General features: G+C 39.3%; 19 protein-coding genes and 2 pseudogenes. 5 read left to right on the top strand and 16 right to left on the bottom strand.

Going from position 1 to position 17,935, the window contains the following annotated elements; translation table 11 throughout:
• Window positions 1-24 precede the first annotated feature (24 nt).
• Window positions 25-717, bottom strand: a complete 693-nt coding sequence (locus ACTNC6_RS04390) for a Crp/Fnr family transcriptional regulator (protein ID WP_441032726.1) — start codon at window positions 715-717, stop codon at window positions 25-27.
• Between the two features lie 95 nt (window positions 718-812).
• On the opposite strand from ACTNC6_RS04390, the gene ACTNC6_RS04385 reads away from it, so the two are divergent.
• Both ACTNC6_RS04385 and hcp read left to right on the top strand, forming a co-directional pair.
• Window positions 813-1,532: a 4Fe-4S binding protein gene (locus tag ACTNC6_RS04385; protein WP_441032723.1), complete on the top strand. Its 720-nt coding sequence runs from the start codon at window positions 813-815 to the stop codon at window positions 1,530-1,532.
• 14 nt (window positions 1,533-1,546) lie between these two features.
• Window positions 1,547-3,145, top strand: a complete 1,599-nt coding sequence (hcp, locus tag ACTNC6_RS04380) for a hydroxylamine reductase (protein ID WP_441032721.1) — start codon at window positions 1,547-1,549, stop codon at window positions 3,143-3,145.
• A gap of 67 nt (window positions 3,146-3,212) precedes the next feature.
• Here hcp and ACTNC6_RS04375 read toward each other — a convergent pair whose 3' ends face one another.
• Window positions 3,213-4,100, bottom strand: coding sequence for an AraC family transcriptional regulator (locus ACTNC6_RS04375; protein WP_441032719.1), 888 nt, complete (start codon window positions 4,098-4,100; stop codon window positions 3,213-3,215).
• Between the two features lie 163 nt (window positions 4,101-4,263).
• Between ACTNC6_RS04375 and ACTNC6_RS04370 the strand changes: the two genes are divergently transcribed.
• Window positions 4,264-5,490: an MFS transporter gene (locus tag ACTNC6_RS04370; protein ID WP_441043305.1), complete on the top strand. Its 1,227-nt coding sequence runs from the start codon at window positions 4,264-4,266 to the stop codon at window positions 5,488-5,490.
• A 156-nt stretch (window positions 5,491-5,646) separates the two neighbouring features.
• Here ACTNC6_RS04370 and ACTNC6_RS04365 read toward each other — a convergent pair whose 3' ends face one another.
• From ACTNC6_RS04365 to ACTNC6_RS04315, 11 genes and pseudogenes are all read right to left on the bottom strand, one after another.
• Window positions 5,647-6,015: a hypothetical protein gene (locus ACTNC6_RS04365; RefSeq protein WP_062807890.1), complete on the bottom strand. Its 369-nt coding sequence runs from the start codon at window positions 6,013-6,015 to the stop codon at window positions 5,647-5,649.
• Between the two features lie 69 nt (window positions 6,016-6,084).
• The gene (locus ACTNC6_RS04360) at window positions 6,085-6,624 is read right to left on the bottom strand and encodes a restriction endonuclease subunit S (protein ID WP_441043304.1); all 540 of its coding nucleotides are present in this window, start codon (window positions 6,622-6,624) and stop codon (window positions 6,085-6,087) included.
• Window positions 6,625-6,868: 244 nt separating this feature from the next.
• Window positions 6,869-7,924 (bottom strand): hypothetical protein, encoded by a 1,056-nt coding sequence (locus ACTNC6_RS04355; protein WP_441043303.1) that lies wholly within the window; start codon window positions 7,922-7,924, stop codon window positions 6,869-6,871.
• A 300-nt stretch (window positions 7,925-8,224) separates the two neighbouring features.
• Window positions 8,225-8,761: a GNAT family N-acetyltransferase gene (locus tag ACTNC6_RS04350; RefSeq protein ID WP_441032708.1), complete on the bottom strand. Its 537-nt coding sequence runs from the start codon at window positions 8,759-8,761 to the stop codon at window positions 8,225-8,227.
• Between the two features lie 371 nt (window positions 8,762-9,132).
• On the bottom strand, window positions 9,133-10,236 hold the full coding sequence (locus ACTNC6_RS04345; protein ID WP_441043302.1) for an RNA-guided endonuclease TnpB family protein: 1,104 nt from the start codon (window positions 10,234-10,236) through the stop codon (window positions 9,133-9,135).
• Complete coding sequence (tnpA, locus tag ACTNC6_RS04340; RefSeq protein ID WP_441043301.1) at window positions 10,233-10,640, bottom strand: IS200/IS605 family transposase; 408 nt, start codon at window positions 10,638-10,640, stop codon at window positions 10,233-10,235. Before tnpA ends, ACTNC6_RS04345 begins: the two co-directional genes overlap by 4 nt.
• A gap of 98 nt (window positions 10,641-10,738) precedes the next feature.
• Window positions 10,739-12,124 carry an MATE family efflux transporter gene (locus ACTNC6_RS04335; RefSeq protein WP_441043300.1) on the bottom strand — a complete coding sequence of 462 codons (1,386 nt, stop codon included), beginning with the start codon at window positions 12,122-12,124 and terminating at the stop codon, window positions 10,739-10,741.
• 69 nt (window positions 12,125-12,193) lie between these two features.
• Window positions 12,194-12,301, bottom strand: a pseudogene (locus ACTNC6_RS04330) (PDDEXK nuclease domain-containing protein); the annotation flags it as partial.
• A gap of 108 nt (window positions 12,302-12,409) precedes the next feature.
• Window positions 12,410-12,661: a GNAT family N-acetyltransferase gene (locus ACTNC6_RS04325; protein ID WP_441043299.1), complete on the bottom strand. Its 252-nt coding sequence runs from the start codon at window positions 12,659-12,661 to the stop codon at window positions 12,410-12,412.
• 9 nt (window positions 12,662-12,670) lie between these two features.
• Complete coding sequence (locus ACTNC6_RS04320; RefSeq protein WP_441043298.1) at window positions 12,671-12,946, bottom strand: hypothetical protein; 276 nt, start codon at window positions 12,944-12,946, stop codon at window positions 12,671-12,673.
• A 453-nt stretch (window positions 12,947-13,399) separates the two neighbouring features.
• Window positions 13,400-13,516: pseudogene (locus tag ACTNC6_RS04315) on the bottom strand (DUF4825 domain-containing protein); the annotation flags it as partial.
• A gap of 213 nt (window positions 13,517-13,729) precedes the next feature.
• Here ACTNC6_RS04315 and ACTNC6_RS04310 point away from each other — a divergent pair.
• The gene (locus tag ACTNC6_RS04310) at window positions 13,730-14,155 is read left to right on the top strand and encodes a Fur family transcriptional regulator (protein ID WP_441032699.1); all 426 of its coding nucleotides are present in this window, start codon (window positions 13,730-13,732) and stop codon (window positions 14,153-14,155) included.
• Here the strand turns inward: ACTNC6_RS04310 and ACTNC6_RS04305 are convergent.
• From ACTNC6_RS04305 to ACTNC6_RS04295, 3 genes are all read right to left on the bottom strand, one after another.
• Window positions 14,146-14,919: a YibE/F family protein gene (locus ACTNC6_RS04305; RefSeq protein ID WP_022381228.1), complete on the bottom strand. Its 774-nt coding sequence runs from the start codon at window positions 14,917-14,919 to the stop codon at window positions 14,146-14,148. The genes ACTNC6_RS04310 and ACTNC6_RS04305 overlap by 10 nt on opposite strands.
• Window positions 14,916-16,016: a YibE/F family protein gene (locus ACTNC6_RS04300; protein WP_303241980.1), complete on the bottom strand. Its 1,101-nt coding sequence runs from the start codon at window positions 16,014-16,016 to the stop codon at window positions 14,916-14,918. The genes ACTNC6_RS04305 and ACTNC6_RS04300 overlap by 4 nt, the downstream gene beginning before the upstream one ends.
• 93 nt (window positions 16,017-16,109) lie before the next feature.
• A complete protein-coding gene (locus ACTNC6_RS04295) occupies window positions 16,110-17,096 on the bottom strand; it encodes a tRNA dihydrouridine synthase (protein WP_441043297.1) in 987 nt (328 codons plus the stop codon).
• A gap of 178 nt (window positions 17,097-17,274) precedes the next feature.
• Between ACTNC6_RS04295 and sigK the strand changes: the two genes are divergently transcribed.
• The gene (sigK, locus tag ACTNC6_RS04290; RefSeq protein WP_441043296.1) at window positions 17,275-17,904 is read left to right on the top strand and encodes an RNA polymerase sporulation sigma factor SigK; all 630 of its coding nucleotides are present in this window, start codon (window positions 17,275-17,277) and stop codon (window positions 17,902-17,904) included.
• Window positions 17,905-17,935 lie beyond the last annotated feature (31 nt).

The raw sequence follows: 17,935 nt of genomic DNA, 5'->3' as shown, positions 1-17,935 counted from the left end.
TCCTATCATTTTTCATGATGGATATCACATTTTTATTTCAGAAGCCGAATTATTACAAACAGTCAATTCAAAATGATTTCTATTTGTTTTTATAAAGCCTTCTTTCTGCAGCTTTGATATCTCCGTAGACATTGCCGCACGGTCAATGCACAGATAATCAGCCAGCTGCTGCCGGTCAAAGGGAATATCAAAGGATAACGACGAATGTCTGATAGACTCTGCCGACAGATAGGACAATAGTTTGTCCCTTGTCGTTCGCTTGCCCACATGTGTGATTTTGTCGTTCAGAATCAGTATCTTATTTGCCAGGACACTGACCAGGTTGCGGATCAGCTTCTGATGGTGTTCGCATGCAGTCGGGCAGGAAATCAGAAGCCTTTGGACATTTAGCAGAATAATCTCACAATCCGTATCTGCCACCACACTGACATTCAGAACAGCTCCCGGGCTTGCTGCATATGGCTCACCAAAGAAATCACCGGTATGACATTTCGACAGAATATTCCGATGCCCCCAAAGGTCTTCCTGAATAACAAGAACACAGCCGGACACCACAAGTCCCATTACCTCGGTAGAATCTCCTGCTCTGAAAATATAAGAATCTCGTTTTTTGGAAACTGTTGTTGCTTTTACACAATGCAGTATAGATAATATCTCGTTATCAGTAAGGCCTGTAAAAAATGGACTAGTTTTTAAAATAGATAAATATTTTTTCAAAATCATTCCTCCTGTTGGAAATCAAACATACAAGTTGTATTTATCATACTATAATGCTGACAGAAACAAAAGTTAAATCTATTGACGGAGGTAAAATGATAAGAAAGATTATTCGAATCGATAAAGAAAAATGCAATGGCTGCGGCGCCTGTGCAGATGCCTGCCACGAAGGTGCCATTGATATCATTAATGGAAAAGCAGAATTGGTGAGAGAACATTTCTGTGACGGACTGGGGGATTGCCTCCCGGAGTGTCCCACAGGTGCCATTTCCTTTGAGGAACGGGAAGCACCTGAATATGATGAAGCGGCTGTGAAAGAAGCACAGAAAAAAATATTTGCCAAAAATCAGGCAATAACTGCTCATGCCGGCTGTCCCGGGTCTAAAAGCATGCAGATTCAGCGATCAGAAATGCCCAAATCAGAAAAAACATCTTCAACCACAGGTCAGGTATCCAATCTTCAGAACTGGCCGGTACAGATTAAGCTGGCACCTGTCAGTGCCCCATATTTTAACGGCACAAAGCTTTTAATCGCAGCCGATTGTACTGCTTACGCTTACGCAGGCTTTCATCAGGATTTTATCCGAAATAAGGTAACATTAATCGGCTGTCCTAAATTGGATCAGGTGGATTATAGCGAGAAACTGACTGCAATAATCCAAAATAACGATATTCAAAGTGTGACGATTGTAAGAATGGAAGTGCCATGCTGTGGCGGACTTGAGATGGCAACCAGAAAAGCACTTCAGAATAGTGGAAAATTCATTCCCTGGCAGGTTATAACCATAGGTATTGATGGAAATATTATAGAATAAAGGAGGATACGACAATGGATAAAAAAATGTTTTGTTATCAGTGTGAACAGACAGTGGGATGCACCGGCTGCACAGGAAATGCAGGTGTCTGCGGAAAAAAGGCAGCCACTGCCAAATTACAGGATGAGCTGACAGGTGCATTGATCGGTCTGGCAAGAGCTGTCGATGGCGCAGAAACTATTTCCAAAAGTACCAGTCAGGTCATAATTGAAGGACTGTTTACTACCGTTACAAATGTGAGTTTTGACGATGCAGCAATCGAAAATATGATACAAAAAGTCAGAGCAGAAAAAGAAAGACTGGTTCCTGACTGCAATAAATGTCAGTCACCTTGCGGTAAATCAGACGAATATGACATACAGCAGCTGTGGAATGCAGATGAAGATATCCGCTCCCTGAAGTCCCTTATTCTTTTCGGGATTCGCGGAATGGCAGCCTATGCTTATCATGCAAATGTTCTGAATTATGAAGATGCCGAAGTAAACCGTTTCTTCTGCGAAGCATTATTTAAGATTGGTTATGAAGAAAGTATGGACACACTGCTTCCTACTGTACTGAAAGTAGGGGAAATCAATCTGAAATGTATGGCACTTCTTGACAAGGCCAATACAGAAACTTACGGAACACCGGAACCGACTGCAGTTACACTTACTGTAGAAAAAGGACCATTTATTGTAGTAACCGGTCATGATCTGAAGGATCTGCAGCTTTTACTTGAACAGACAGAAGGAAAAGGAATCAACATCTATACCCACGGTGAAATGCTCCCTGCCCATGCCTATCCACTCTTAAAGAAATTCTCTCACTTAAAAGGAAATTTCGGAACTGCATGGCAGAATCAGCAGAAAGAGTTTGATCATCTTCCGGCTCCGATCCTTTACACCACCAACTGTCTGATGCCACCAAAAAGCAGTTATGCTGACAGAGTATTTACAACAGAAGTGGTTGCTTTCCCAGGCGCTGTTCATATCGACGAGAAGAAAGATTTCACACCGGTTATTGAAAAAGCACTGGAACTGGGTGGTTACAAAGAAGATCAGACACGCACAGGCATCAACGGCGGTACGAAAGTGACAACCGGTTTCGGACATGCAGCCATTCTGTCCCATGCAGATACTGTAGTAGAAGCAGTAAAATCAGGCGCTATCCGCCATTTCTTCCTGGTTGCCGGCTGTGATGGTGCCAAACCAGGTCGAAACTATTATACGGAATTCGTGAAGCAGACACCTTCTGACAGTATTGTTCTCACCCTGGCATGTGGAAAATTCCGTTTCAATGATCTGGATCTGGGAGAAATCGGTGGTCTGCCACGACTGATGGATATGGGCCAGTGTAATGATGCTTATGGTGCAATCCAGGTTGCTGTGGCACTTGCGGATGCATTTGGATGTTCTGTAAATGAGCTTCCGCTTTCCTTCGTTCTCTCCTGGTATGAACAGAAAGCAGTTTGTATCCTGCTGACACTTTTACACTTAGGTATCAAAAACATCCGTCTTGGTCCTTCTCTTCCGGCGTTCCTGTCTCCTAATATTCTGAACTATCTGGTGGAAAATTATGGTATTGCACCTATCACCACACCGGAAGAAGACATCAAAGCACTGATGAACCAGTAAAATAAATTTTTCAAAATCTTCGCAAATTAACAAAGCCGATACAGGATTCAAAAATCCCGCATCGGCTTTATTTATGGGTCTGAAGACTCGGATCTGCCGACAACAATTTTAAACATGTGCAGCGATATTCTGATGGGGTTAAATGATAACGTTTTTTAAACAATCTGCAAAAATAATCAACGTTATGAAATCCACTTTCATAGGCAATTGTTTTTACTTTTTTATTCGTATTTTTCAATAACCAGGAAGCTGCCTGAAGTCGATATCCTATCAGATAATTAACCGGTGTAGTATGTAAAAACCGGTGGAACAAATTAAGTGCAGTACTTTTACTGATTCCTATATGCGAGGAAATTTCATCCAGAGACAAATTGCGATTATAGTTTTCATGTATATATTGCATGATTAACTGTACTCTTTTCTGTGCAACTTCATCAACTGTCTGTACCTCTCCTTTATCAGAAAACTTTACATTTTCATAAAAAGTCAGCCATAAATCCTGCATCAATGCCAAAGTAGCAAGTTCTCTTATTTTCTCATTCTCCTGTATTTCCATTATTTTTATCATAGTTTGTATAATCTTTGTCTGCCATAGTTCATCAGTCTGAAAACACCGGAAATATATATTCGATGAAATGATTGGCAAGATATATTTCTTATAGATCAGACTGTTCTCCGGTGCAATAAATTCCGGCATACATACAAAGTTAGGAATGATACCACCTGATGATGCGTAAAAGCGGTGCAATATTTTAGAATTAATAAAAATTGCTTCTCCTTCTGACAATATAATCTGTTTTTCTCCTATTCCGCATGTAACTTGTCCAGACTCCACATATAAAAACTCAAATTCTCTGTGCCAGTGCCACTCAATACAATGAAAATCAAACAATTCCAGATTATCATAATAATACTGGAATGGATAATCACTGCTTCCATGCTGTTTAATTTCCATGAACTCCTCGTCTGTAAGTATTCTATTATATGTTTTATTATAATCCATCTCCATATCACGTTCTTTCTTTTTTACGATATTATACAGTATTTCTACAATTTAATTCAATGTATATATCTAATATTTGCTATATAATCAAGTAAAAAAGAAAAGAGGTATACTTATGATTTTTAAATGTAGAAATTCTATAAAAAAAACAGACTACCATAAGACAAAAATCGCCTGTTATATGGGGTTTATCACACAGGCTATTACGGCAAACTTCGCACCGCTTCTTTTTTTGAAATTTCACAGTGACTACCATATTTCTCTCGGTAATATTGCTCTGATATCCACTTTCTTCTTTTTCACACAGCTTCTGGTTGACCTGTTCTGTGCCAAATTCGTGGACCATATCGGGTATCGTGTGTGCATTGTTACATCAGAAATATTTTCTGCACTGGGTCTGCTTGGACTGGCATTTTTACCTGATTTTTTACCTGATCCTTTTATTGGAATTATATGTAGTGTTATTGTTTATGCCATCGGAAGTGGTTTAATAGAAGTACTTTGCAGCCCTATTATCGAGGCCTGTCCGTTTGAAAACAAAGAAGCAACTATGAGTCTGCTCCATTCCTTTTACTGTTGGGGAGCTGTTGGGACAATTTTGATTTCCAGCTTATTTTTCCTGATATTTGGAATAGACAACTGGAAATGGCTCGCCGTAATATGGGCAATCATTCCTGCAGTTAATACTTATAACTTCATGACCTGTCCCATTGAACCTCTGGTTGACAATGGTTCTGGAATGGGAATTAAGAATCTGTTTTCCAAACCATTTTTCTGGGTTGCAATATGTCTGATGATCTGTTCCGGAGCTTCTGAGCTTGCAATGGCTCAATGGGCTTCTGCTTATGCAGAAGCCGCACTGGGATTGTCAAAAGCCCTGGGAGATTTAGCAGGTCCATGTATGTTTGCAGTAACAATGGGAATCAGCCGTATAATTTTTGGAAAATATGGAGAACAGTTAGATTTAATGAAGTTTATGGGTGGTTCAGGCATATTATGCGTTGTCTGTTATCTACTTGCCGCTTTGTCATCCAGCCCGATTATCGGACTTATCGGTTGTATTGCATGTGGATTTTCAGTTGGAATCATGTGGCCTGGAACAATCAGTATTTCCTCAAAAACTTTTCCAACAGGTGGAACGGCTATGTTTTCTCTTCTTGCCATGGCAGGAGATTTAGGTGGCAGCATTGGACCTGGAATTGTTGGTCGTATCACCCAGAATGCCGGAAATAATATTAGGATTGGCATGGGATTCGGACTTATTTTTCCGGTAATTCTATTGTTTATGTTATTCCTGCTGTATCGAAAAAAATCCACACAGCCTCAAATATCAACGCACTGATGAACCATTAAAAGTAAATTTTTCAAAACCTCTGTAAGATCAATAAAGCCGATACTGGATTCAAAAGTCCCGCATCGGCTTTTTACTTTGGTTTCTTTCTTTTCCCTGTAATTTTTTCTACCTTCAAAACATATCATTGCTCCATAACAAGGAAATCTATTGTATATCATTTTTTAAGTTCATAAAGAAAATTGCTATTTTATCTAACTTTCCTTCATTATATTCTGCAAAATCCAAATAATATTTTGGAATACTTTCATCTTGAATTTCTTTTTTATATAACCATTGTCTTGTTTTAGCTTCCGGAGCAAAAATAACTGCTTGATGTTCACTGGAAAAAATCTCATTATAAGTACATGCTGAATGGTCTAAAACACACTTCCAATCCATATTCTCATCCTGAAAATATCGATTTAGTTGATTCAAAAATTTCTTTGCTTTTTGCATATAAATGACATTCATAATTGGATTATAATGTTCTCCCTCTATTACAGGAATTTCCCATACCAAACAACACGTTTTCATTTATAGATCCCCCTTTACAAAATGCATAACTCCCCAATTTCCTAATCAATAAAACTTGAATTTAGCTGCTTAGAGATTCAGCTCTGAAACATCCATTTCGCCAGACATCAGTTTAGGAAGCATGGAATCTCTTATTGATGCAAGTGACTCATTCTGTTGTCTATTGCCAGAAATCATTTTATGTATAGGGCTACAAGTTTCGATAAATGCTGAAATTTTTTCTTCTACTGGATACTTAATAGGTATAGCATTTAGAATTGCTTGCGTCATTAGCGGTTGTCCGGTGCCAATATGTCGGGAAGATAGTGATGCATTTCGCAATAAGTAATAAATAAACAATGGTGAGGAGCCAGTACGATTTTTTGCTTGTATGGCATTATCGCTTGTCCAGCATTTATCAAGGCATAAAAATGTATTACCGCAATATGCGCCAACCCTACCAATGATAACACAATTATCAGCATTAGATTTATCAGTATATGCTAATATGCCATTTCCACCATATACGGGGATGTTTCCAATTGTTTTTGGGCGTTTTTTGCCATTTGCAAATACGATTAAATCTTGGAGAGTAGCATCCGTATTTAATGAAAAAATGTCAGGAAACATATCATCAAATATAGCCTGAGCTTGCTGCTCTAAATTTTTGTTTTCCTATAACATCTTACTCCAACATACACTATTGCTATCAGCCCAAATCTCCGTGGCGGAGTAGATGGGCGATGCTTGCTAAAGCAATACTAGTAGGTTTTGCTCCCCTTCTGAATGTAAAAGTAGCCCTGAGCAACTGAGCTCAGGGCATGTAGTTTAATTATTCTGTTTGGTTTTTGTAATTGTTATCAGTGTACACCTATCAAATCTTTGCCTTCTTAGCCTTTGAGTCGTAGCTGTAAGCCTTATACTTAGTATCATTATAAGTCTTTACCTTAACTGAAACAGTTTTACCCTTTAAGCTCATAGGCATATCCCAATTGAAATTCGCTGTGTAGGTATTCTTTGTGCCCTTAAGTGTCTTGTATGAAGAAATGCCGTTTACACTTGTAGTAAGATCTATACCCTTTGCACCCTTAGCCATCTTGCTTAAGGTTACAGTCATCTTGAATGTGGTCTTATATCTATATTTCCCTTCATTATAGCTAAAATATCTCTTAACCTTAACATTAGAAATCTTTACCGACTTGATTACAGGCTTAGTTGAAGGACCCATAGTCACTGTAGCTAACTTATAAACCTTGGAATTAACCTGATAGTTGTTAACTCGGTCTATCTGTCCTGCATACAAGTTATATTTCTTACCTGGCTTCATTGTCGATGGAGCCTTTGTTGCCATCCACTCTCCCCATCCATTCTTGAGCATTGCATCAAAGTTATGTCCTTTAACAAACACATTTGTATACTCACCATGCTGGTCACGAGTCAGACGGTCAGCATTAAACAGAATCTTGTCAGGATATGTTGTAATCATCATCTTAGTAGCTTTTTGGAAGTTTGCATAGAAGAAATCTATCGTATAATTCTTCCAACCATCGCCATTACATGTAAGACTATACATTCCTTGCTTAAGATTACTACCTTTAATATTTAATACACCATATGCAACGGTTCCATTCTTGTCCCACTCCTGGTTAGGAAGTCGTTTACTATAAGTTAGACCAAAGAAAGGGTAATTGCCGAATTCATCGCCTTCCCTAAGCTGAATTTTGCACTGAATGTAGTCTGTAGCGACAGGTTCATTAATAAGATCTCTAGTAAAGGACACAACAGTACCATCTTCAAGAGTCTTAGAATACTTATAATCTGCATCATTTTTGTTAATTGTTGCTGCGCTTGCAACCACTGCAGTTGCAGCGATCATAGCAATTGTCACTGCCAGAATTAACAGCAGTCTCGATACTCTACGCTTTTTCATCTTCTTGCCCTCCTATTTGAAAGAACATTAACATTAACTTCTGAGTTCGAAATATGAAAAGTTTTGATGTATTAAGGTGCTGTACGTTCACCTCCTCGTCACCTAATTTACTTTAACGCTCTATATTGTTATAAACATAATACACTAGTTTACCCCTCCTCGCAAGACTTTTCGTATAAACTTTCACACCCTGCAGTTTGTATTCAGACTTATGGAGTTACGCAAATGTGCGATTATATGGAAATAGACAGCCGAAGCTGCCTATTTATGTTCGTATATAGGGTTTCTGTAAACTGGAAGTTACCTAATAATCTTTTCAAACCGAAACATTCCGTTCGGAAACTGCTCGTCCTGCTTTTCAGCATTCATTTCCGGATTATTGGGGGCTTGGTGATATTTGTTAAAGAACTCTACGATGTGAAAACCACATCTGTTCACATAAAAATGGATGTTCCGCTGCTCGAAATAGGGCGTTACGGTTTCCCAGACTTTCACTTCTGGATATAACTTCTCAACTTCGCACCATGCAGCATACCCGATGCCTTTGCTATGAACTGATGGCGCAATGAAAAGAAGATCTAGGTCGCCTTTTTCACCCTCGACTTTAATCACAACACCGCCTACTTTTTTGCCATCGAGTACGATGCGGTAAGCTTCACCATCGTCAATGGACTGCTCAATCGTTTCTCGTGATATAATCTGTCCATCTTCCTCAAAATGATTATCTCTAAGGCCAAATTCTTCCAGGGCACCGTAATTGAAGGCTTCCTGATTGTCTAAAACAAATTGCTCTCTATCACTGTGTTCAAGGGGGCGCAACTGCACAATAGTAGTCATGTCTTTACTCCTAAAAATTCCGATTGTTCTAATTATTTTTAGTTCCACCTTCTTGCCCCTCGGACAAGAAGTATCCCTCGCTTTCAGCTCGGTCAATTCCGATTGAGATTTCACCCGTTTTGTAAGCTGATTTTCTTTCCAGTCAATTGTGGAATCCACCTGGCATATAAATCACAGAGTGGCTGTGACTATTTTCCAACCCATATTTTCGTGACATGCTCCCACCACTTAAATCCCAGATTTTGAAGTGGGGGTTTCTTGCTCAATGACTCTACTGAGCCAAGTATCTACAAGCTATCCTCGCGTGCCCCGCGATTCTTTTTGCCCGGACACGGGCGTATTTTCTTACTTATTGTCCGGATATGGACAGTTTATACTGCCAGCATCCTTCTTGCCTCTTCACGGATATTGATCGCTGCATTTCGATCTCTGTCCATCTCATTTCCACACGTGCAGCGGTATACTCTTTCAGATAATCCCAGCTCTTTTTTTATCTTTCCGCATTTACTGCATTTTTTGCTTGAAGGGAAAAAGCGGTCTATCTTTACTAATTTCTTTCCCTTCCAGGCAAGCTTATAATCCAGCATATTCCGGAACATCCCGTATCCATTATCCTGTACACTTTTCCCAAAGTGCAGGCACTGGCCCATTGCTTTCATATCAATATCTTCTACCGCGACTATATCGTACTGGTCTGTAATCCTGCGGCTCAGTTTATGCAGATAATCCTTTCTCTGGTTTCGTATTTTTTCATGGCACCTGGCAACTTTCTTTTTCTGCCGCACATAATTGCGGCTTTCTTTTACACATCTCGACAGTTTACGCTGCTCCCTTGCCAGCCTTTTTTCATTTCTTCTGAAGAATCCTGCTCTTTCAAGTTCAATCTCTTCTGAAAACACTGCCATCCCCTGCATCGCATAATCAATCCCCAGTATTTTGGCATTGCTGTAATCTTCATCTGCTGCTTGGTTTTCGCAGCTGTATCCTTCATACAGCAGACTTGCAAAATACTTTCCGGACGGCTCCATACTGACTGTCACTGATTTCAGACAGCAGTTTTCTGCAGGCTCCCTGTGTTTTTTCATGGAGATCCATTTTAATTTGGGAAGCCGGATCCGCTTATCTTCTACCAGAATATTTCCGTTGACTACATTTGTTGTGTAGCTGTTTTTGGAGTGATGTTTTGACTTGAAACGTGGAAATCCAACCTTGGGATCACGGAAAAAATTCTTATATGCTTTCTCCAAATGAAGCTGAACATTTGCCAGTGCCAGCGAATCTACTTCTTTCAGAAATGAATACTCCTTTTTATACATGGCTGGTGTATTTTTTAACAGTTTTTTCGTCTTTTTATACTCCCGGATCTTGTCATTAAGCATCTGGTTATACAGAAAACGGCAGCAGCCAAATGTTTTTCCCAGAAGTATCTTCTGTTCTTCTGTTGGATAGATCCGGAAACGATATGCTATGTTCAATGCTTTTTCTCTCCCTGGGTTTCGATGTATTGACGGATTACTTCAGCTGGTGCGCCTCCTGCCGTCAAAAGGCAGAAACTCTGACTCCAGAATGCTTCTTTCCAAAGTTTTTCCCGGATTTCCGGATGCTCTTTTTTCAGCAGCCTGCTGCTGGCACTTTTATATGCATTGATAAATTTACTGAGTTCCGTTTTAGGCTGTGCACGAAACATTACATGCACATGGTCAATATCATGATTCCATTCCTCCAAAACAATTCCATATCGGGGTGCAATATATTCCCATATTTCTTTTGCTCTTTCTGAAATTGGGTCATTGATAACTTTTCTTCGATATTTTACCACCATGATCAGATGATAATACATCAAATATACTGAATGTGCATTGTGATCTATTTTTTCCATAAAAACAGTCCTTTTTTGATCTTTTACCTTATCGACTGATTCTATTATACCATGAATCGCGTTGCAGAACAAGTGTTCTTTTCTGTTTTTTTTGCAATTCATCTCCCACCTATAGAGGAAGGAGAATTCTTGCTATATATTATGTTAAAACTTACAACAAAAAACAGAGTTTCTGCAAGTCCTGTAATTCCCCATGAGAAGATATACAAAAGATACAGTGATGAAATCGTCTGGAAATGTGCAAATACTGTATAAATCCAGACAATACGAAATACGCAGGAGCCCAGAATAACGATAATGGTAGGCGGAATACTTTTTCCGATGCCTCGGGATGCGGCGATACTGCCATCCATAAAACAGCTAAACGCATAGCTGAATGCCATAATACGAATCCTCTGCATACCAGCATCAATAACTGTTGGTTCCGTAGCGAACAGAGAAAGAAACTGTGGGCCAAACACAAGGAGTAGTCCACCCAGGATTGCACCGAAAATGAAGGCATATGTAAGGCTGACTCTATAAGATTTCAGCATTCGTTTTTTATTACCGGCACCCCAGTTCTGACCGATAAAGCTTGCACATGCAGTATAAAAAGAAAACATGACATTATAGATCAGGGAGTCAGCATTTGCAGCAGCTGCATTTCCGGAAACCATCACTGCATCAAAAGAGTTGACACCAGTCTGCACAAACAGGTTTGCAATAGCAAAGATTCCGTTCTGAAGACCTGTAGGGATACCAAGCATGAGAACTGCTTTGCAGGCCTTGGGGTGCAGACGGATTTTACGCAGAGACACTTTGCAGTCATCGGTTCTTCTGAGGAGATGGATCATCACCAGAGAAGCAGAGATATACAGAGAAATTGCGCTGGCTGTTGCAACGCCTGCGGCTGCCATATGACAGACAATAACAAAAAACAGATTCAGAAGAACATTGACCACACCTGCAATGGAAAGGTAGATCAATGGTCGTTTCGTATCGCCTATGGCACTTAATACGCCGTTTCCGAAATTGTATACGGCCATTGCAGGCATTCCCAGGGAATAGATCTTCATATATAAAATAGCCTGATCAATAAGTTCCGGCTTCGTGTTCATCATGGACAGCATCCGCCCGGAAAACAGAAGACAGATGGCGCAGACGAGCAGACCTGTGATTGCGCACAAAAGAAGAGAAGTATGGATTGTTTCTTCTGTGCCTTTTTTATTACCGGCACCCAGTTCGTGAGCTACGCGGACATTGACACCGGCACCCATTCCGATAAGGATTCCGGTAAACAGAGTAACCAGCAAAGTTGTGGAACCGACAGCACCTAGTGCCATATAATCTGCAAACCGTCCAACAACGGCAACATCGCTTAAGTTAAAAAGAACCTCCAGTACCTGTGATCCCATAAGAGGAAGGCTGAAGAGAAGTATATTTTTCCAGAGAGATCCTGTGGTCATCTCAATGGAATGATATTTCTTTTTTTCATTTTCACACATAAAATTACCTCATAAAAATTACTTCATCCAAATTATACAATACTCTGTTGAAAAATGTTTGTCTGGAAGTTATTCATTTAATTCAACTTCAATTTCTTCAATGGTAGGCATACTACCTCTGAACTCTTCTGGTATAAGTTTTGATAATTCATAACCGGAAATACCGAGTGGCTGGCTTCTTATATTCATTATCAGCCTTAATCAACTCACTCATATATAATCCTTTCTAATGTGTCAGTTCGACAATTTCCGATTAGTAAATACTTTTCATTTCATATGTAACTGCTACTCCGCCAGTACATATTCGTAAAATACGAATTCTGTTTCTCCGGTACTTTCATAGTACTCCTGTGCTGTTCCGCAATTAACAAAGCCGTATTTTTCATACAATTTCTGTGCTGGCACATTAGTTCCGATCGCGTCCAGCCGCACTGCCTTTTTCTTTTTGTCTGCAGCCAGCTTGATGATTTCATCAAGTGCTGCTGTTGCCGCTCCATCTCCCTGATATTCAGGTAAAACCATCAGCAGATGAACCACCGCTGCATCCTAATCATCCACCTTAACTTTCCAGTGAATCTTTCTATATTCTTTTGACTGAGCATTCGTCACCGCTACTGCACCAATCACATCCATGTCCTTCAAAATCAAGTACATTTCACCTTTTACAATATAAGAATTCCAATCGTCATCATTTGGATATATATTCTTTTTCCACTGCAGGATCTGACCATATTTCGGAGAACTGTCCAAAAGTCTCCAGTACAGTGCCCTGATCTGATCAAGATCTTTTATAGATACTTCTTTTAATCTAAGATTTTTCATTATTGTTTTCTCCTCACCTTCTTGCCTTTCGGAGAAGAAGCATTCCTCGCTGTCGATATAGTCAAGATATTTCTTATCTTGTCTTCATTCCAACGCTCTCGTTCTTTCCAAATGTTTTTCTCAATTGTACCAGAAAAACAAAGAATTCTCAATCTGACCAAAATCGTTTTATCTACAAAAGGTAACATCCTGTTTCCTGACTAATGTCTCAAAGGACAAATCCTGATAAACTCCACAGTTAAGGAATTAGACAAAGCCATTTCTGATGCAATTAAAAATGGTTAACTCATACAAGAAGAAGGGGATTCCATTCACCAATAAAAAACATCTGCTGTACAACGGTAAAAGAACGTTGTACAGCGAGTCCAAAAGGCGTATGGAGTTAAATTAAAACTTCCATACGCCTTTTTAAACTCCGCTCTGCAAATTGTCTAAAAGTTAACTAAAAATATATTACCGTTCATATGATGCAATAATTTCTTTACTATCTGCTGTTTTATAATCAATTGTTCCCAAATTACCAATCAAGTCAAATGTCATATCTGCATTAGCCTGCAATTCATCTTCAAGGGTATCCCATAAGCTTATATGAGTCCGGTAATTCTTTCCTGCGATCCTGTATTCTTCCAGATGTTCTACAAAACCATATATAGGATAAAAGCTGGCCATAACTATCTCAAAGCCGAATTGACGCAGAAGAAATAAAAGGCTACAATAATAAATAAAAACAGAAGCGCATAATTGATTGCTACATACCAACTGAATAATGGAGGATATAAAGTAATGGCTGAACGAAAACCCTATACTACAAAAACAAGGCAGGTTATTCTAGAATATATGAAAGAACAAAGCGAAGTTACTGTCAGTGTTGCTGATATTGAAAAGTATTTAAAAGAAACGGGAATTAAAGTAAACACAACAACTGTCTACCGCTATCTGGATAAGCTTTGCGCGGAACACGTTGTAATTAAATACCCAGATCTGAATTCTGACAAAGCAGTGTTTCAGTTCGCAGGAAAAGAAAAAAAATGTACAGACCACCTGCATCTGAAATGTATCAGATGCGGCAAGGTTGTACATCTTGACTGTGACTTTATGGATGAATTAAAAGAGCATCTGTTCCGGGATCATGGATTCCGTCTGCAGTGCAGCGGAGATATGCTTCATGGAATCTGCAAAGACTGTGAAAACAAATCCGATCAGCTGTGATCTGTTTCAGATGCAGCATGATGGATCTGGCGGATCACACATCTGATTGATACCGGTACTGTAAAAAGGCAGGCAATCGCCCCAGACAGCATGATTGCAACATCCTGAAAAAGAAATTTGGAATTGAGAATAATTTCCAGGTTATATTGCTGTGTCTGAACATAGGCAAATAACAGAATAGAGCCTCCAAGATAAGCAAAAAGCAGCGTATTTACAGTTGTTCCTATAATTTCTTTTCCAACCTGATAGCCGGAAGAAGTAAGTTCTTTCGCTGTCAGGCTGTTTTTATGTGTCCAGACTTCATATACAGAAGAAGTTACAGATAAAGCAGTATCAATAACCGCTCCAAGAGTACTGAAAACAGTTACAAAAACTGCCACATGAAGCATATTAATATGGATATCCGTACTGTAATAATACATAAAATCATCTTCTGAAAGCTGAAGCTCATTCAGTCCATAGCTTCCTGATCTCCATATAATAAGATAAATCGGAATAAATAAAAGCAGCATCACAAGCAAGGTAGCCAGAAAAGCCGCCCGTGTCTTTGGATTGTTTCCATTCTGGTAGAACAGGGAATTATAGCAGACTCCTGCCCCTGCTGCCAATATCAGAAGCAGAGCCGGGAAACCAATGGACATCAGAAGAATCGAAATAAACAGAATTACAATATTACCGGCCAATGTCATAAGAGAAACTGCTCCGCGCTCCCCACCAATCAGAATCATTAAAATAATCAACACCAGTGCAAGAAAAATTATCATTTTTTGTCGCTCCTTTTCAGAAATGGTAGTTTCATGATAATAGAAGAAATAAAAACAGATACAGGGATTGCCAGTACAATTCCTATACTTTCAATCAGAAAACGACAGATATCATATGGAATATGATATCGTATGATCGTTATAAACCTGATCTCATTATTCATTTTCAGGATAAACATAGGAATCATGCCGCTTGCCAGAACAAAAAGCAACACATTTATCATGGTTCCCATAATATCATATCCGATTTCCCGTCCTGAATGTATTAATTTTCTCAGAGAAACATCTGGATTTTTCCGGACAATTTCCCCTGTTGCAGCACTAATAGTTACAGCTACATCCATGATAGCTCCAAGTCCTGTCAGCATAATATCTGTCCAGAATATATCAGCAGAATTACTCATACTCCCCAGATATTCCAGATTAGAATAATCCAGATCTCCAAAAAACTGAATAGAAAATTCAAATAATGCCATGATCAGAAACAGTACGCATATGGTTGAAATAACAGAAGCCCATGTTTTTCTGTGGATTCCATTCAGACAGATCAGAGTTGTTATCGAAAATAGAAAAGCAATTACATTGCAGATATTTAAGATATTTTCCCCTTTCATAAAAGCCTGAAATCCAAACGCGAATATAATTGTGTTCAATATCAGCGATATGATCGTATAGAATCCCTGCTTTCCTGTAATACAGATCAGAAGAAAAAACAGACCACCTGCCAGCAATACCAGATAACCATCACGCTTTATGGAACGTATGGATTTCCCTGGATTTTCCCTTGAACCACTTAAAAAGACCGTGTCTCCTTTGTGATATTTCTGATTCTGAACCTGAGACGATGTATATTCATTAGAAATAGAAATCTCTTCCCCTTTATGGGTACCGTTTAATATACGCGCTGTAATTTTCTGAGTATAATAATACTCTTCTGCATCCCTGGTTCCTTTCCTACTCATTGTTTCCTTTTCTGTTACTGAAGATATCTTCGCCAGAGGCGTATGATAAAACCTGGCGTTAAAACAGGTAAATATAACACAGATAATATAGATGCCTGCTAAGAAATATTTCATCTGAAATGCATGAGATTTCATAGGATTCTTTTTCTCCTTCTTAATAAAAAATATTGCAACCTTAAAGATACTAATCAGTTACTTTTTATCGAAATACTGTGAGTTCTATATCTTTCAGCTGCTATAATGATCCAGTATTTTTTCCATATCCCCATCTTCCACTTCTCCAATTAACTGTTCACAGCCAAATAATTCTCTGACTGCATTTTCATATACCACACATTTCTCAGCCTTCTTAATCTTTTTGGCATATTTTTTATTGTTTGTAAACATAGGTGCCAGATAAGACCATAATTCTTTCATACGGAACAGGATATTTCTGTCTCCGGACAGGTCTTCACAGTATTCATTGTACATCATATCATGAAATCTGCGGATTTCTTCCTTTGACGCAGGTGCACCGCCAAGGATCTCTCTGGCAAGTGCAGGATTCTTCAGTGTTCCTCTGCCTGTCATAATGCAGTCCAGGGTCGGAAACATTTCCTGTAATCTGGTACAGTCTTCTGCTGTGACAATATCTCCGTTATAGCAAACCGGGCTCTTTGAGTGCTCCACAGCCTCTCCAAATGTTTCCAGACGGGGCTTATTTTTGTAATAGTCTTTCTGCACTCTTGCGTGAACAATTAACTCCTCCAGTGGATATTTATTATAAATGGTCAGCAGATCTTCAAATTCTTCCGGATCATCCATACCCAATCGGGTCTTGATGGAAATCTTCATATCACATTTACGGAAAATCTCATCCAGGAATTTATCCAGCTCATCCGGTCTGTCCAGAAATCCTGCTCCTCTTCCCTTTGTCACAACAGTCTTTGACGGACAGCCGAGGTTCAGATTTACTTCATTATAACCGTATTCCTGCAGTGTTTCCGCTGTCTGGATAAAATCCTCTGCATTCTTTGTGAGAATCTGGGGAACTGCATACATCCCCTCATTATTCTCAGGCATAATGTCTTTCTTTTCTCTGGTGCTGAGATGTCCTTTCTGATTTGGAAGGATAAAGGGAATAAAAAACTTGTCAAAACCTCCAAAGCACTGGTAAAGTGCCCTTCTGTATGTATATCCTGTGATTCCCTCAAGGGGGGCTAAATATATTTTCATGTGCTTCTCCTGTTGTATTTATTGTATTCTTCATTCATTATACTGTAGTTATTCTGTTTTCTCAATGCAGATTTGAAACAGCCGCTGCAAATTGTAAAAAGGCTCAAAATTTCTTGGAAAAGCACCAACACCCTGTCCCGGACATAAACTATATAGAAATCCCCTTCGAGGTAGCGATTTGAAGGCCTTTCAAAAACCTTTGTCCATATCCCAGGAAAAATATTATCTTCAAAAATATCAGGAGGGCGATTCCCAGGCAAAAAATATCCTGATTGAGCATAATCTCCGACTGGTGGCCCATGTGGTCAAAAAGTATCAGGGAACCGGTGAGGATACTGATGATCTGATTTCTATTGGCACCATCGGACTGATCAAGGCTGTCACAACCTTTAATCCCCAAAAATCCTCCCGGCTTTCTACCTATGCTGCCAGATGTATAGAAAATGAACTGCTGATGTATTTTCGGGCTAAGAAGAAGCATTCGAAAGAAGTATCTCTGTACGACCCCATCGGAACGGATAAAGAAGGAAATGAAATCAATCTTTTAGATGTAATAGAAAGCGTGCCTGTGGATATTGTAGAAGAATGTTACATCCGGGAAAATACCACATATCTGCTGCAATCTCTGAAAAAAATCCTGTCAGAAAAGGAATATCAGGTGATCTGCTACAGATATGGGCTCTTTGGCATGGAGGAAGAAACTCAGCGGGAAATCGCACAAAAGCTGTGCATCAGCCGCTCCTATGTTTCCAGAATTGAGAAAACCGCTTTACAAAAACTCCGTGGACTTTTTCCCCAGACAGAATAAACGCAGCCAACGTTTCATTTGTTGGCTGCGT

Source organism: Blautia sp. HCP3S3_C4 (genome assembly GCF_052064095.1).
Taxonomy (GTDB): domain Bacteria; phylum Bacillota; class Clostridia; order Lachnospirales; family Lachnospiraceae; genus Blautia_A.
This window is presented reverse-complemented; position numbering and strand designations above follow the sequence as displayed.

Coding starts and splice junctions, on each gene's coding strand:
- ACTNC6_RS04385 (WP_441032723.1), top strand. CDS start 813: ATGATAAGAAAGATTATTCGAATCGATAAAGAAAAATGCAATGGCTGC.
- hcp (WP_441032721.1), top strand. CDS start 1,547: ATGGATAAAAAAATGTTTTGTTATCAGTGTGAACAGACAGTGGGATGC.
- ACTNC6_RS04375 (WP_441032719.1), bottom strand. CDS start 4,100: ATGGAAATTAAACAGCATGGAAGCAGTGATTATCCATTCCAGTATTAT.
- ACTNC6_RS04370 (WP_441043305.1), top strand. CDS start 4,264: ATGATTTTTAAATGTAGAAATTCTATAAAAAAAACAGACTACCATAAG.
- ACTNC6_RS04365 (WP_062807890.1), bottom strand. CDS start 6,015: ATGAAAACGTGTTGTTTGGTATGGGAAATTCCTGTAATAGAGGGAGAA.
- ACTNC6_RS04360 (WP_441043304.1), bottom strand. CDS start 6,624: ATGTTTCCTGACATTTTTTCATTAAATACGGATGCTACTCTCCAAGAT.
- ACTNC6_RS04355 (WP_441043303.1), bottom strand. CDS start 7,924: ATGAAAAAGCGTAGAGTATCGAGACTGCTGTTAATTCTGGCAGTGACA.
- ACTNC6_RS04350 (WP_441032708.1), bottom strand. CDS start 8,761: ATGACTACTATTGTGCAGTTGCGCCCCCTTGAACACAGTGATAGAGAG.
- tnpA (WP_441043301.1), bottom strand. CDS start 10,640: ATGGAAAAAATAGATCACAATGCACATTCAGTATATTTGATGTATTAT.
- ACTNC6_RS04335 (WP_441043300.1), bottom strand. CDS start 12,124: ATGTGTGAAAATGAAAAAAAGAAATATCATTCCATTGAGATGACCACA.
- ACTNC6_RS04320 (WP_441043298.1), bottom strand. CDS start 12,946: ATGAAAAATCTTAGATTAAAAGAAGTATCTATAAAAGATCTTGATCAG.
- ACTNC6_RS04310 (WP_441032699.1), top strand. CDS start 13,730: ATGGCTGAACGAAAACCCTATACTACAAAAACAAGGCAGGTTATTCTA.
- ACTNC6_RS04305 (WP_022381228.1), bottom strand. CDS start 14,919: ATGATAATTTTTCTTGCACTGGTGTTGATTATTTTAATGATTCTGATT.
- ACTNC6_RS04300 (WP_303241980.1), bottom strand. CDS start 16,016: ATGAAATCTCATGCATTTCAGATGAAATATTTCTTAGCAGGCATCTAT.
- ACTNC6_RS04295 (WP_441043297.1), bottom strand. CDS start 17,096: ATGAAAATATATTTAGCCCCCCTTGAGGGAATCACAGGATATACATAC.